Here is a 12,946-nt window from a genome sequence, read left to right on the forward strand (position 1 = left end):
GCCGGGCCGCCCCCCGCCGGCCGCCGCCGGGCCGCCCGCCGGTCAGGCCTGCCGGGTCGGCAGGGCGACGAGGTGGCGCAGGTTGACGTGCCGGGGGCGGCTGACGGTGTAGGCGATCAGGTCGGCGACGTCCTCGGCGGTCAGCGCCGGGATGGCGGCGAACATCCCGCCGAGCTGCTCGCGCAGGTCGGGGTTGTCGATGTGGCCGCCGAGCTCGGTGTCGGTCAGCCCGGGCTCGACGGCGCTGACCCGTACGTCGCGCGGGCCGAGCTCGCTGCGCAGGGCGGCGGAGAGCTGGGTGAGCGCGGCCTTGGTGGCTCCGTAGACGGCGTAGTCGGGGAAGACGACGTGCGAGGCGATCGAGGAGACGTTGACGAGGTCGGCGGTGCGGCCCTCGGCGGCGGCCGCGGTGAGGTCGGCGCTGAAGGCGCGGACGATCCGCAGGGCGCCGGTGAGGTTGGTGTCGACCATCCGGGTCCACTCGTCGATCCGGCCGTCGGCGAGCGGGTTGGGCAGCATCACCCCGGCGTTGTTGACCACCAGGTCGACCGGCCCGTAGGCGGCGTGGACGGCCCGGGCGGCGGCGTCCACGGAGGCCTGGTCGGTGACGTCGGCGGTGACGGCGAGGGCCTGCCCGCCGGCGGCGGCGAGTTCGGCGGCGAGGGCGTCGATCCGGTCGGTGCGGCGGGCGAGCAGCGCGACCCGGGCGCCGCCGGCGGCGAGCAGTCGGGCGGTGGCGGCACCCATGCCGCTGGCGGCTCCGGTGACGACGGCGGTGCGGGCGGCGAGGCCGGGGTGGTTCACGGTGGCTCCTGGACGGGGTGTTCGGGTGGACGCCGTCCACTCTGCGCGGCCCGCCGCGGTCCACCCAGGGCCCTGGTCCTCCCCGGTCCGCCGGACCGGGGGTCCGGCAGGGCCACCCTGGCGGTTCACCCGGACGGGTGTGTCCCCGGCCCGCCGGGCGGGCGCCGTCACTACCCTGCCAGCATGAGCGCCTGCGAAGACCTCGCCGCGGCACCCCAGGACATCGCGCCCCTCCCGCCGGCCGGCGGCTGCGCCGACTGCCTGGCCCAGGACCGCCGGGACTGGGTGCACCTGCGGATCTGTCTGGACTGCGGGCACGTCGGCTGCTGCGACTTCTCGCCGCAGCGGCACGCCACCGCGCACTTCCACGACACCTCGCACCCGGTGATCCGCTCCTTCGAGCCGGGCGAGGACTGGCGGTGGTGCTTCGTCCACGAGGTGATGGGCTGAGCCGCCGCGGGGCGCCCCGCCCCGCCCGTCGCCCAAGGCCCGCCCGCCGCCCGTGCCCGGTGGCGGTCGCGGACGATCCGGATAAAATCCGGACAAGACGCCCGTGCGGCCCCTGGCCGACATCCGTCCGGCCGGTGGCCGCCGAAGGGAGGCCGACGATGACCAAGCGAACCCCGGGCAGTACCGCCAAGCTCCGCCAGGGCACCCAGGAACTGCTGGAGCGCCGGGGCATGGCGAACCCACCGAGCAGGCTCGCGCCGCGGTCGGGCGGCGGGGCCGCGTCCTCCGCCACCGCCGGGTACACCGCCCCCGACGCCTTCCGGCACGGCGGGCGCGACACCGCCGCCTCGGCGCCGCACGGGGCCCCGGCGATGCACGCCGAGCTCAAGGGCCACCGGCACCGCGGTGCGGAGAAGCACTCCGCGCACTGAACCGCGGCGACGCCCGCGGCCGGGGCGGGCGGAGCCGTCGGGCCCCGCCCGCCCCCGCCGTCCCTCCCGGGCCCGCACCGGCCCCGCCGTCCGCCGGGCCGGCTGTCGGTGGCCCGGGGTACCTTCGACGTGATCGAGCAGTGCGGGGCGGGAGGACGGGGGCACACCATGGCCGACGTGATCACGGAGGAGCCGGTCGAGCTCCAGCTGGAGCGGTACCGGACGGAGCTGACGGGCTACTGCTACCGCATGCTCGGCTCGGTCTTCGAGGCCGAGGACGCGGTGCAGGAGACGATGGTCCGCGCCTGGCGCGGCCACCGGGGCTTCGAGGGCCGGGCCGCACTGCGCTCCTGGCTGTACCGGATCGCCACCAACGTCTGCCTGGACGCACTGAACGGCCGCCGGAACCGGGCCCGTCCGATGGACCTCGCCGGGCCCGTCACGGTGGCGACGGCGAGCGAGACCCAGCTGCCCGAGGCGACCTGGATCGGCCCCGCGCCGGACGGCAGGGTGCTGCCCGAGACGGGGGACCCGGCCGACGTGGCCGCCCAGCGGGAGTCGGTGAAGCTGGCCTTCGTCGCCGTCCTGCAACGGCTCGCGCCCCGGCAGCGGGCCGTGCTGATCCTGCGCGAGGTGCTCGGCTGGAAGGCCGCCGAGGTGGCCGAACTGCTCGGCGTGACGGTGGCGTCGGTGAACAGCGCGCTGCAGCGGGCCCGCGGCGTGCTCGCCGGGGACGCGGCCGCCCGTCCGGCGCCGGACCTGGACGACGACCACCGCGCGCTGCTGGACCGCTACGTCCGCGCCTTCGAGGCCTACGACATGGACGGCCTGGCCGCGCTGCTGCACGAGGACGTCACGCTCAACATGCCGCCGTTCGCGATGTGGCTGTGCGGGCGGGAGGAGATCCGGGCCTGGATGCTGGGGCCCGGCCACGGCTGCCGCGGCTCCCGGCTGCTCCCGGTCACCGCCAACGGCGGCCCGGCCTTCGCCCAGTACCGGCCGAGTCCGGCCGGCGGGCACGAGCCGTGGGCGCTGATCGTGCCGGAGGTGTCAGCGGGCCGGATCACCGGGTTCACCAACTTCCTGGACACCGACGTGCTCTTCCCGCTGTTCGGCCTCCCGCCCCGGCTGGAGGCCGAGTAGCGCCGTCAGGCAGGGCGGGTCGGCGGCCGCCGGCAGCAGCGCCGCGAGCCCGCTGAACGCGAGCAGTTCGCGCAGCGGGCCGCCGGCGTTCCGCAGCACCACGCCCACGCCGTGGCGTCCGGCGGCGAGCCGGAGCCGGGCCAGGGCGTCGACGACGGCCAGGTCGGGCGCGTCCAGGGCGCCGAGGTCGCAGACCAGGGCGCGGTCCGGCCGGTCGGCCGGGGTGTTCCGGGTGTTCTCCACGCTGCTTGGACCGGTCCGGCGGCCCCGGCTCATCGGTGTGCGCGGAAGTTCCGGCCGGGCCGGCCCGGCCGAAGGGCCTCCGGGCGCCGTGCGGGGCCTCCGCCCGTCGGCCTACCGGCCCGGTGGGCGGGCGGGTGGTGGCAGAGTTGGCGGTCCGAAAGCCCCGTGCCCGAGGAGGACCGCAGTGACGGCTGAGCCCTTGAAGTCCCGCGAGGAGTGGTTGGCCTCGCTGCCCCGGATCTACGCCGCGGCCGGCTGCCTGCTGCGCGACGACTCCGGCCGGATCCTGATCGTGAAGGCCGGGTACCGCGAGCACTGGCAGTTCCCGGGCGGGACGATCGACCTCGGCGAGGGCCCGGTCGAGTGCGCCGTACGGGAGTTGGAGGAGGAGACCGGCATCGTGAAGGAGGCCGGCGCCCTGCTGGCGATCTCCTGGACCCATCCCTCGGCCGAACTCGACCACCCGGCCGAGCACTTGATGTTCGACTTCGGCACCGTCCCGGACGGCACCCCGGTGACCGTGCCGGCCGGCGAGCTGGACGAGCACCGCTGGGCGCCCCTGGACGAGGCCCTGGAGCTGCTCGGGCCGGCCCGTTCGGCCCGGCTGCGGGCGGCTCTGGAGGCGTCCGTCGACGGCCGGGTCCGGATCGTCACCACGCACGTCTCCGGTTTCTGAGGAACGCGGCGGAGCGCGGCGAACGGGCCGAGCGCCGCGCGGCGCGGCGGGCCGCACCGGCGGGCCCGTGCGGCCGACTGCCGGCCCCCGGGCGGGAGTTCCGCCCGGGGGCCGGTCCGGGTCACGCCTGCTCGGCGTTCCGGGCGGCGATGAAGGCGGCGACGGCCTCGGCGGTGAAGGTCTCCGCCTCGGACTTGTCGACGCTCAGGCCGGCGAGCACGCCGGCGCCGTTCTCCAGCTCCAGCAGGGCCAGCAGGATGTGCTCGGTGCCGACGTAGTTGTGTCCGAGCTTGAGCGCCTCGCGGAAGGTCAGCTCCAGCACCTTCTTGCCCTGCGCGTCGTACGGGATGAGCGCCGGCACCTCGGCGACGGCGGCGGGCAGGGCGGCGGTGGCCGCGGTCCGGACGGCCTCCGGGCCGACGCCCTGGGCGGCGAGCGCCTTGACCGCGAGGCCCTCGGGCTCGGCGAGCAGCCCGAGCAGCACGTGTTCGGCGGTGATCTCGGCGTTCCCGGCCCGCCGTGCCTCCTCCTGGGAGGCCATCACGACGCTGCGGGCCCGGTCGGTGAACCGGCTGAAGCCCTGGTTCGGGTCCAGGTCGGAGGGAGTGCCCGGGTCCTTGGGGACGAAGCGCTTCTGGGCGGCCTGCTTGCTGACGCCCATGCTGCGGCCGATGTCGGTCCAGGACGCGCCGGAGCGGCGGGCCTGGTCCACGAAGTGGCCGATCAGGTGGTCGGCGAGGTCACCGAGGTGGTCGGCGGCGATGACCGCGTCGGAGAGCTGGTCGAGCGCGTCGGGGTGGACCTTCTTGATCGCGGCGATCAGGTCGTCGAGGCGCAGGGGAGTGGTGCTGGGAACGACGGAATTCTCCATGCGTCAACCGTAGGTTGTCGATGCCTCATCGTCAACCACCGGTTGACGATGAGGCGGGAGGGGTTCCGGAGCCGCAGAAGCGGCGCGGTCCGCCGGGCGGCTGCTACTCGGCGGGCAGCAGGCGGGCCCGGACGGCGGCGACCTCGGCGGGGGCGGCCCCGGCGGCGAGCAGGTAGCCGGCCGGGTCGAAGTCGCTCAGTGCCGCCTCCAGGGCGGCCTCGGCGGTGGTGCCGGCCCCGGCGAGCACCGCGTCGATCCGGTCGTACTGGTCCGGGAGGCCCAGCATTCCGTACAGCGGCCGGACGTTGGGGCCGCTGATCAGGTAGTCCTCGACGATCGCGGCCCGCTCGACGCCGGCCAGGGCGAGCAGCAGCAGGGCCGCCAGGCCGGTGCGGTCGCGGCCGGCGCCGCAGTGCACGACCAGGCCGCCGGGGCGGGCGCCGGCGACGGCCGCGACCAGCGCGGCGGCGGCGTGCGGGCAGTGGTCCAGGTAGGGGCGGAGTGCGAGCGGGGTGCCGTCCAGCCGGCCGTAGGCCTCCCACCAGGCGGGGCCGGCCAGTTCGTCCAACGGGACCCGGATCAGCTCGACGCCCTCGGGGAGCGGGAGGAGCGGCTTGTACTCCTCGGTGTTGCGCAGGTCGACCACGGTGCGGACGCCGTGGTCGAGGAGGGCGTCCCAGCCCTCGGCGGTGAGGCGGTCCAGGTTGTCCGCCCGGATTATCGCCCCGCGGGCGGTCGGCCGGCCGGAGGCGGTGGGCAGGCCGCCCAGGTCGCGGACGTTCAGGCAGCCGTCCCAGACGAGGGTGCGGTCCTCGGCGGTGGTCAGCGCGCGCGTCCGGCTCATGGGGTTCCCCGATTCCTCGACGGGGGTCCCGTTACCCCCTCGTTATGTAAGGACTCCCGGGAGATCCGGATGGTTCCTCGGCGTTCGGATCGCCGGCATCCGGCGTTCAGGACGCGCCGGGCGGTGCCGGGCGGTGCCGAGCAGTGCGGTCCGGGGCCGGGTCGGGGCCGGGTCGGGCGGCGGTCAGGCGGTGGTCGGGGCCTCGGCCTCGGCGATGACCAGCTTGGCGATCGGGTCGGTGGCGCTCTGGCCGAGCACCGAGCCGGCCGCGATCGCACCGACCAGGAACACGGTGGACAGCCAGGCCATGGTCGACACCGGCAGGGTGAAGGCGCCGACCACCCGGGCCGCGCACTCGGCCAGCAGCGCGGTGCCCCAGATCCCCGCGAACACCCGCTCGTGGCGGCGGAAGGCCCGGGAGCCGGCCGCCGCACCCCCGGTCAACCGGTGCCAGGCGGCGGTGCGGTCCGCCCGGCCCCGGGTGACGAAGGGCATCAGCATCGGGGTCATCACCGACCGGCCGACCAGCCCCGAGAAGAGGATCGCCAGCGCCACGGTGCCGCTCAGCGCACCATCCTTCGCGATCATCAGCCGGGCGTCGCCGGTGACGAAGGTGAGCGCCAGGCCGGCCAGGTTGACGGTGAGCATCAGGGCGGCCCACAGGTTCAGCCGCCGCTCGCGCAGCAGGCCGAGGGCGGTCCGGGCGGCCGGGATGGTGCTGCTCCAGGCCAGCGCGGCGAACTCGCTCAGGCCGCAGGCCGAGTGGAGCAGGAAGTAGCCGGCCAGCGGGGCGGCCACGTCGAGGGCGAGCGGGCGGAGCCCGGAGAGCAGCGGGTTCGAGGCCCGGGCCGTGGGAGCGGCGGCGACCGGGGCGGTGGTGGCGGCGGTGTTGACGGGCTGGCTCACGGTGGGTTCCTCCCCGGCTCGGCGGCCGCGGGCCCCTGCCCGCGTCGTGCCTCCAGTCTTTCCGTCCGACCCTCCGTCAGAGCAGTGCCGTCCGTTGCGGGATCCGTGTGACAGCTGTCATGGTGCGGCCCGTGACGACCCGTCCGACCTGCGGGTTTCCCGGGGTGCGCCGAGCGCGGGGAGGCCGCGGGGCGTGCTCCGGCGTCACGGCCCCGGCAGTGAGCCCCCGGGCGCGCGACACGGCCTAACCCCGGTGGGGGAAGGCCCACAGCTCGCGACCCCGGGTGTCCAGGCAGCGGACGGTGCGGTAGCGCTCGTCCCCGGCCGAGAGGAAGCCCCGCGCGACGCCCTCCAGGACGGTCCGGGAGACGGCGTCGCCCCGGGTCCAGGCGCCGGTCAGGACGAGCTCCCCGGCGATCAGCTCGGCGCGCTGCACCCGGGCCACCGAGGCGGTCAGCAGGGCGGCGTTGACGTCCTCCAGCCCGGCGCGGGAGAGGTAGCCCTCCCCGGTGCCGTCCCGGTCCCGCGCCGCCCGGTGGCGCAGCTCCGGCAGGCCGTAGCGGCGGACGGCGGCGACCGCGTCCTCCAGCACCAGCGGCCAGCGCGGCCCGGGCAGGACCTGCCACCAGACGTCCTCGCCGACCGGCAGCACCTCGCCGATCCGCGCCCGCCAGACCTCCAGGCCGTACCGGGTGCGCGGGTCGGGCCGGTGGCCGGGGAGACCGGCGGCGGCCCAGTCGGCCCGGCGGACGGCACTGAGGTCGAAGGTGAAGGAGGTCCGGTCGGCGGAGGGGCGTTCCACCACGCCCAGCAGCAGCCAGTGGGTCTCGTCCGGCAGGGCGAAGGTGCGGCGCCACCCGCGCAGTCCCAGGGCGCGCAGGCCGGGTGCGAGGTGGTGGCGCAGCCCCTCCGCGTGGAGCTGGTGGGCGGTGGTCATCGCGGGCGTCCCTGCTGGTCGTCACTGCTGGTGGGGGCGGCCGGCCCGGCCGTCGGCCCGCTCGCGCGGCGGCGCGGGGGCGGGCGGACGGACGGACGGAGGGGCGGCGCGGCGGCCGGTCGTCGAGGCGGTCCGGGCGCGACGGTGCGCACGGCGGCCCCGGGGCCCGACCGGGCCCGGACTGCTTCGCCCACGGACAACGTAGGCGGCGGAGGGCCGCCGGGGCCGCGGGCGAAGGGCGGCGGCCGACGGGACCTTGGGCCCGGCGGCCCGTGGTCCTTCGACCGGACCCGGACCCGGTCGCCCGGATGGCGCATGATGTGGCGGGTGCAGAGTGCAGAGCGCCCCGGAGCGGGCACCGACAGCCCCGTCGGCCGGTCCGGACCAGTCCCTTCCGCCGGCCCACCACCCGGCGGGCCCGTCGCCCCCGTCGATCTGACCGAGGCCGTCCGGGCCGCGCAGGCGGGGGACGAGGAGGCGTTCCGGCTGCTGTTCCGGACGGTCCAGCCGGGCCTGCTGCGCTACCTGCGGGTACTGGTCGGCGGGCGTCCCGAGGACGCCCAGGACGCCGAGGACATCGCCTCCGAGACCTGGCTGCAGATCGCCCGCGACCTGGGCGGCTTCTCCGGGGACGGGGACGGCTTCCGCGGCTGGGCCGCCACCGTGGCCCGCCACCGCGCGCTCGACCACCTGCGCGCCCGCCGCCGCCGCCCGGTCACCGACCTGCCCTTCGAGTACCTCGCCGAGCTGGCCGCCGGGGACGACACCGCGCGCGCCGCGCTCACCACCGTCGGCACCGCCGACGCACTGGCGCTGATCTCCCGGCTGCCGCGCGACCAGGCCGAGGCCGTCCTGCTGCGGGTGGTGATGGAACTGGACGCCGAGAGCGCCGCCCGGGTGCTCGGCAAGCGGGCCGGCAGCGTCCGGATGGCCGCCCACCGGGGGCTGCGCAAGCTGGCCACGCTGCTGGAGCAGCCCTTCGCGGCCGGTACCGGCATCCCGGCCGCGCGGGCGGCCGCGGAGCCCGCCGAACGACCCGCCGAACGACCCGCGGGACGGGCCGCGGGGCGGTCCGCGAAAAAAAATACTGCGCAGGGTGTGACAGAACGCCGGGCCGCGACGCTGAAGGACATGAGATGAGCACCAACCGATCCCGTCGGATCGACCGTGACACGGCCGAGCACCTGCTCGGCGGTGCCGTGGGCGGCCCGCCGGCCGGGCAGGACGCCTCGCTCACCGGACCGGACGGCGGTCCCGGGGCAGTCGCCCGGGTCCTCGCCGCGGCCGCCGCCCCGGCGACGGTCGACGAGCTGGCCGGGGAGGAGCACGCCCTGGCCGCCTTCCGGGAGGCCCGTCTCGCGTCCGACCCCGTAGTGACCGCACCCGTCCGGAGACGATCGATGGCGACCGCCACGCTGGCCAGGGCCTTCAGCACGAAGGCCGTTGCCGTCGTGCTCGGCGCCACGGCGCTGTGCGGGGTCGCGGTCGCCGCCGGCACCGGAAACCTGCCGTCCCCGCTGGGCGGCCCCGCCGAGCCGGAGCACATGCTCGCCACCGGCGGCGGCAGCGCGTCCGGACACCCGTCCGGCACCCCGCCGCGCAGTGCCGCGCCGGCCGGGGCGTCCCCGCGCCCGTCCGGCACCGGCCCGTCCGGTGCCCCGCAGCAGGTCGCGCCGTCCACCGCCCCGACGCCCGGCGCCCCCTCCGCCGGTGCCGACGGACGCGGCGCCCGGCAGGTCCCGCCCGCGCTGGTCCCGCTCTGCCGCGGGTTCGCCGACCGGACGGGCAAGGGCGAGCGCTCGCGCCAGCTGCTCACCGACCCGCTCTACGCCCCCCTGGTCGCGGCGGCCGGCGGGGCGGAGAAGGTGGCGGAGTACTGCGCGGACGGCGCCGGGAAGCAGGGCGACGACGACCACCAGGGCGCCGCCCCGCAGCCCCGCGACCCGGGCCGGGCGGTGCCGAGCCCCGGCGCCGGCAAGGGCGGCAACGACAACACCAACGGCAACGGCAACGGCAACGGCAACGGCAACGACAACGCCAACGGCAAGGGCAAGGGCGGCACGGACGCCGGCACCAACGGCGGCGACGCGGCCAAGCAGCCCGGCAGGGCCGGCGGCACCGCCTCCACGGTGCCGGCCGTACCGGTCGTGCCGGACGCCCGCCCGAGCCCCGTCAAACCGGACCGGCCCGAGGACGACCAGTCGGGCCGGCGGTAACCCCCCGGACTCCGGGTGGGCGGCGGGCGACTCCCCCCGGGCCCGCCGCCCACCCGGATCGCACCACCCGCACCACCCGCACCACCCGCAGGACCTGCAGTACCCGCAGTACGCAGGACCACCCGAAGACCCCGGGTGGCCGGTCGGCTCCCCCGTGCCCACCGTCCACCCGGCCGGCCCCGGCCGGACCGGCAGGCGCATCACCCCGGACGCGCCGCCGGCCGGCCGGCCCGGAACGTGCGGCCCGCCCGCCCGCAGTCAGGGCGGGCCGCACCCCCCGTGCCGGCGGCCGGGGGACCGCTGCCCGGTCCCCCGACCGCCTCCCCGCCCCCGGCGGGGCGGTCCGGCGGGGCGGCTATCGTGCACGGGTGCACGAGGCGGCCCGGAACCCCGGGCACGGCACGTGAGGGGAGCTCCAGTGATCGGACGGGCGCTGAACGGGCGTTACGAACTCGTCGAGATACTCGGCGTCGGCGGCATGGCCACCGTCTGGCGCGGCGTGGACCACGTGCTGGGCCGGCAGGTGGCCGTCAAGGTCCTCAACGGAGGCCTCGCCGACGACCCCCGCTTCGCCGAGAGGTTCGGCCGGGAGGCGCAGCACGCCGCGATGCTGGTGCACCCGAGGATCGTCATGGTGTTCGACTCCGGCGTCGACCAGGGCACCCCGTTCATCGTCATGGAGCTCGTCAACGGGCGTTCGCTCGCCGCCGTGCTGGCGCAGCAGCCGGCCCTGCCGGTGGAGCGGGCCGTCGGCATCGCGGCGGCGGTCTGCGAGGCGCTGGCGGTCGCGCACGCGGCCGGCCTGGTCCACCGCGACATCAAGCCCGGCAACATCATGATCACCGACGACGGCGGGGTGAAGGTCGTCGACTTCGGCATCGCCCGGGCCGGGTCCTCCAGCAACCTCACCCAGACCGCGAGCGTGCTCGGCACGGCCGCGTACCTGTCGCCCGAGCAGGCCACGGCCTCGGCGCTGGACGGCCGCACCGACCTCTACGCCGTCGGCTGCGTGCTCACCGAGATGCTGACCGGCGCGACCCCGTTCACCGCCGAGAGCCCGGTGGCGATCGCCTTCAAGCACGTCGGCGAACAGCCGCTGCCGCCGTCGGCCCGCCGCCCCGGTCTGCCGCCGGCCCTGGACGCCGCGGTCCTGCGGCTGCTCGCCAAGAAGCCCGCCGACCGGCCCGCGGACGCGGCCGCGGCGCGGTACGAGCTCCTCTCCACCGTGCCCGGGCTCGCGGTCGGCGACCCGACGACCGAACTCCTCGCCACCGCCGCCGCCACCCAGCTGCTCCCGCCCGTCCCGGCGGCGAACGCCGACCAGCAGCACACCACCCTGCTGCCGCCGCAGGCCGCGGCGCCCGCCACCTCGCTGATGGCCCCCGTCCCGGCGGCCCCGCCGGCGCCCGCCGCCCGCAGCCGGCGCCGACCGCTCGTGCTGGGCGCCCTCGGGGTGGCCGGGCTCGCCGGGGTCACCGCGCTGGCCGTCACCGCCTTCGACGAGCCGGCCGGCCACGCGACCCCGGCGGCCAAGCCGCCCGCGGCCACCGCCTCCGCCCGCCCGACGGCCGCGCCCACCCCGACCCCGACCCCGGCGGCGCCCACCACCCCGGCCGCCCTCCCGACCACGGCGGCCCCCGTCGTCCCCCGCAACCAGGCCCCGGCGCTCCAGCTCAACGCCTTCCGCCAGGCCGTCGCGCAGGCCCAGGTCGGCAAGGACCGCGACCGCCAGGTCGAGCTGCTGCGGATCCTCGACGACGCCTCGGCCCGCCTCAACGAGGGCTCCCCGGACGACGCCGCCCAGGAGCTGAAGGACGCCCAGAAGGTGATCCGCGACATGGCGAAGAAGCACGCCATCGACCCCGCGACCAACGCCAACTGGAACGCCCGGCTGTCGGCCCTGCTGATCACCCTGCACGCGACGGCCGGCGACCAGAACGACTGAGGGACCGGCTGAGGGCCCGGCGCCGCATGGGTGCTGGCGGGCCGTCACAATGGCGGGATGCTGACTCTCGGATCCGTCGTCCTCGGTGTCTCCGACATGCCGCGCGCGGTCGCCTTCTGGACGGCGGCGCTCGGCTACCGCCCGCGCGACGGCGAGGTCGGGGCGGACTGGACGGTGCTCGTCCCCGCCGCCGGCGGCGGCGTGCAGATCGCGCTGGGCGTCAGCGAGTCGCCCGTCCAGGAGCACCCCCGGGTGCACCTGGACCTCTACGCCGGCGACGCCGCCGACCAGGCCGCCGAGGTCGAGCGACTGGTGTCGCTCGGCGCCCGGCGGGTCGACTGGGACAGCTACCCCGAGGACCCGGACTTCGTGGTGCTCGCCTGCCCCGAGGGCAACCGCTTCTGCGTCATCGACACGAGCCGCTGACCGCGGTGCCGCGGGACCGTCTCAGAGCCAGCCGGCCTGGGCGGCGCGGACGCCGGCCTGGAAGCGGCTGCGGGCGTCGAGGCGCTCCATGAGGTCGTTGGCGATGCGCCGCGCGGTGCGCGGGGACACACCTAGGCGCTTGGCGATGGCCTCGTCGGTGTGGCCGTCGGAGAGCAGGGTGAGGGCGGTGTGCTCCTGCGGGGTGAGGCCGTGCTCGTCGGGGGCGGCGGCGTCGCCGAGGGGCTGCGCGCCGGCCCAGACGGTCTCGAAGAGGGCGCACAGCGCCGTGAGCATGCCCTCGCCGCTGAGGACGACGGCGCCGGCGGCGGTGTCGTCGCTCTGGACCGGGATGACGGCCGTGGAGCGGTCGACGACGATCATGCGGGTGGGGAGCGCCGGGACGGTGCGGACCTGGCCGCCGTGGGTGGCGAGCCAGTTGACGTAGTCGACGGTGTGCGGGCTGTTGCGCACGCTGTCGAGGTAGACGGTGCGCATCCGGATGCCGCGGGACAGCAGGTCCTGGTTGAGCGGCTTGGCGGCCTCGATGTTCTCGGGCTTCTGGGCGCCGTCGGGGGAGAAGGTCATCACCTCGTGGCGCATCTCGCGGGTGAGGGCGGAGAGGCGGTCCCGGATCCGGTCGAGGCCGACGAGGTGCTCGACGTCGGGGTGGGCCTTGGTGGGCCGCAGGTCGGCGTACTCGGCGATGAGCTGGGCGGCCGCGGCGCGGGAGGCCTCGATGCGCAGCTGCTGGGCCGCCAGCTCGGCCTGCTGGCGGGCCATCAGGATCTCCATGCCGACGTCCGGGGAGACGGCCCGCAGCTCGCCGGGGCGCTCGGCGGAGGGGCGCAGCAGGGCGAGCTCGCTGAGCAGGTCGAGGGCGTTCCTGACCTGCTCCTCGGTGAGCGAGAGCCGGGTGCACAGGCCCTCCACCCCGTCGTTCGGATGGGCGAGCATGGCCCGGTAGACCGCCTCCGAGGCGGTGTCCAGCCCCAGCGTCGTCAGCATGTCCAAACCCCCGTGATGGACTCGTGTTCGAAGCGTAGACGATCATTCC

The 12,946-nt window shown here is 76.6% G+C and carries 15 protein-coding genes; 8 read left to right on the forward strand and 7 right to left on the reverse strand.

Going from position 1 to position 12,946, the window contains the following annotated elements; genetic code table 11:
- Positions 1–42: 42 nt before the first annotated feature.
- Complete coding sequence (locus tag ACIRS1_RS15615) at positions 43–747, reverse strand: SDR family oxidoreductase (protein WP_387902133.1); 705 nt, start codon at positions 745–747, stop codon at positions 43–45.
- 240 nt (positions 748–987) lie between these two features.
- Between ACIRS1_RS15615 and ACIRS1_RS15620 the strand changes: the two genes are divergently transcribed.
- The 3 genes from ACIRS1_RS15620 to ACIRS1_RS15630 all read left to right on the forward strand — a co-directional run bounded on the left by ACIRS1_RS15620 (position 988) and on the right by ACIRS1_RS15630 (position 2,828).
- On the forward strand, positions 988–1,254 hold the full coding sequence (locus tag ACIRS1_RS15620) for a UBP-type zinc finger domain-containing protein (RefSeq protein WP_360211163.1): 267 nt from the start codon (positions 988–990) through the stop codon (positions 1,252–1,254).
- A 158-nt stretch (positions 1,255–1,412) separates the two neighbouring features.
- Positions 1,413–1,685, forward strand: a complete 273-nt coding sequence (locus tag ACIRS1_RS15625; protein WP_402839746.1) for a hypothetical protein — start codon at positions 1,413–1,415, stop codon at positions 1,683–1,685.
- Positions 1,686–1,853: 168 nt separating this feature from the next.
- Positions 1,854–2,828, forward strand: a complete 975-nt coding sequence (locus tag ACIRS1_RS15630; RefSeq protein ID WP_402839748.1) for a sigma-70 family RNA polymerase sigma factor — start codon at positions 1,854–1,856, stop codon at positions 2,826–2,828.
- On the opposite strand, the gene ACIRS1_RS15635 is transcribed toward ACIRS1_RS15630, so the two are convergent.
- The gene (locus tag ACIRS1_RS15635; protein ID WP_402839750.1) at positions 2,736–3,071 is read right to left on the reverse strand and encodes an STAS domain-containing protein; all 336 of its coding nucleotides are present in this window, start codon (positions 3,069–3,071) and stop codon (positions 2,736–2,738) included. The two genes, ACIRS1_RS15630 and ACIRS1_RS15635, sit on opposite strands and share 93 nt — an antisense overlap.
- A 184-nt stretch (positions 3,072–3,255) precedes the next feature.
- Between ACIRS1_RS15635 and ACIRS1_RS15640 the strand changes: the two genes are divergently transcribed.
- The gene (locus ACIRS1_RS15640; protein ID WP_360211173.1) at positions 3,256–3,747 is read left to right on the forward strand and encodes an NUDIX hydrolase; all 492 of its coding nucleotides are present in this window, start codon (positions 3,256–3,258) and stop codon (positions 3,745–3,747) included.
- A gap of 121 nt (positions 3,748–3,868) precedes the next feature.
- On the opposite strand, the gene ACIRS1_RS15645 is transcribed toward ACIRS1_RS15640, so the two are convergent.
- The 4 genes from ACIRS1_RS15645 to ACIRS1_RS15660 all read right to left on the reverse strand — a co-directional run bounded on the left by ACIRS1_RS15645 (position 3,869) and on the right by ACIRS1_RS15660 (position 7,305).
- The gene (locus tag ACIRS1_RS15645; RefSeq protein WP_360211175.1) at positions 3,869–4,618 is read right to left on the reverse strand and encodes a Clp protease N-terminal domain-containing protein; all 750 of its coding nucleotides are present in this window, start codon (positions 4,616–4,618) and stop codon (positions 3,869–3,871) included.
- Between the two features lie 103 nt (positions 4,619–4,721).
- Complete coding sequence (locus ACIRS1_RS15650) at positions 4,722–5,462, reverse strand: tyrosine-protein phosphatase (RefSeq protein ID WP_402839755.1); 741 nt, start codon at positions 5,460–5,462, stop codon at positions 4,722–4,724.
- A 183-nt stretch (positions 5,463–5,645) separates the two neighbouring features.
- Complete coding sequence (locus ACIRS1_RS15655) at positions 5,646–6,368, reverse strand: VC0807 family protein (RefSeq protein ID WP_402839758.1); 723 nt, start codon at positions 6,366–6,368, stop codon at positions 5,646–5,648.
- Positions 6,369–6,612: 244 nt separating this feature from the next.
- On the reverse strand, positions 6,613–7,305 hold the full coding sequence (locus ACIRS1_RS15660; RefSeq protein WP_360211181.1) for a hypothetical protein: 693 nt from the start codon (positions 7,303–7,305) through the stop codon (positions 6,613–6,615).
- A 318-nt stretch (positions 7,306–7,623) separates the two neighbouring features.
- Here ACIRS1_RS15660 and ACIRS1_RS15665 point away from each other — a divergent pair, with 318 nt between their 5' ends.
- From ACIRS1_RS15665 to ACIRS1_RS15680, 4 genes are all read left to right on the forward strand, one after another.
- Complete coding sequence (locus ACIRS1_RS15665) at positions 7,624–8,445, forward strand: RNA polymerase sigma factor (RefSeq protein ID WP_402840043.1); 822 nt, start codon at positions 7,624–7,626, stop codon at positions 8,443–8,445.
- Complete coding sequence (locus ACIRS1_RS15670) at positions 8,442–9,521, forward strand: hypothetical protein (protein WP_402839761.1); 1,080 nt, start codon at positions 8,442–8,444, stop codon at positions 9,519–9,521. The genes ACIRS1_RS15665 and ACIRS1_RS15670 overlap by 4 nt, the downstream gene beginning before the upstream one ends.
- Positions 9,522–9,939: 418 nt before the next feature.
- A complete protein-coding gene (locus ACIRS1_RS15675; protein WP_402839764.1) occupies positions 9,940–11,466 on the forward strand; it encodes a protein kinase in 1,527 nt (508 codons plus the stop codon).
- 57 nt (positions 11,467–11,523) lie between these two features.
- On the forward strand, positions 11,524–11,892 hold the full coding sequence (locus ACIRS1_RS15680) for a VOC family protein (RefSeq protein ID WP_402839767.1): 369 nt from the start codon (positions 11,524–11,526) through the stop codon (positions 11,890–11,892).
- Between the two features lie 21 nt (positions 11,893–11,913).
- On the opposite strand, the gene ACIRS1_RS15685 is transcribed toward ACIRS1_RS15680, so the two are convergent.
- Positions 11,914–12,897 (reverse strand): LuxR C-terminal-related transcriptional regulator, encoded by a 984-nt coding sequence (locus ACIRS1_RS15685; RefSeq protein ID WP_360211189.1) that lies wholly within the window; start codon positions 12,895–12,897, stop codon positions 11,914–11,916.
- Between the last annotated feature and the right edge of the window lie 49 nt (positions 12,898–12,946).

The sequence above is a fragment of the Kitasatospora sp. NPDC101176 genome, assembly GCF_044768035.1.
Lineage (GTDB): Bacteria > Actinomycetota > Actinomycetes > Streptomycetales > Streptomycetaceae > Kitasatospora.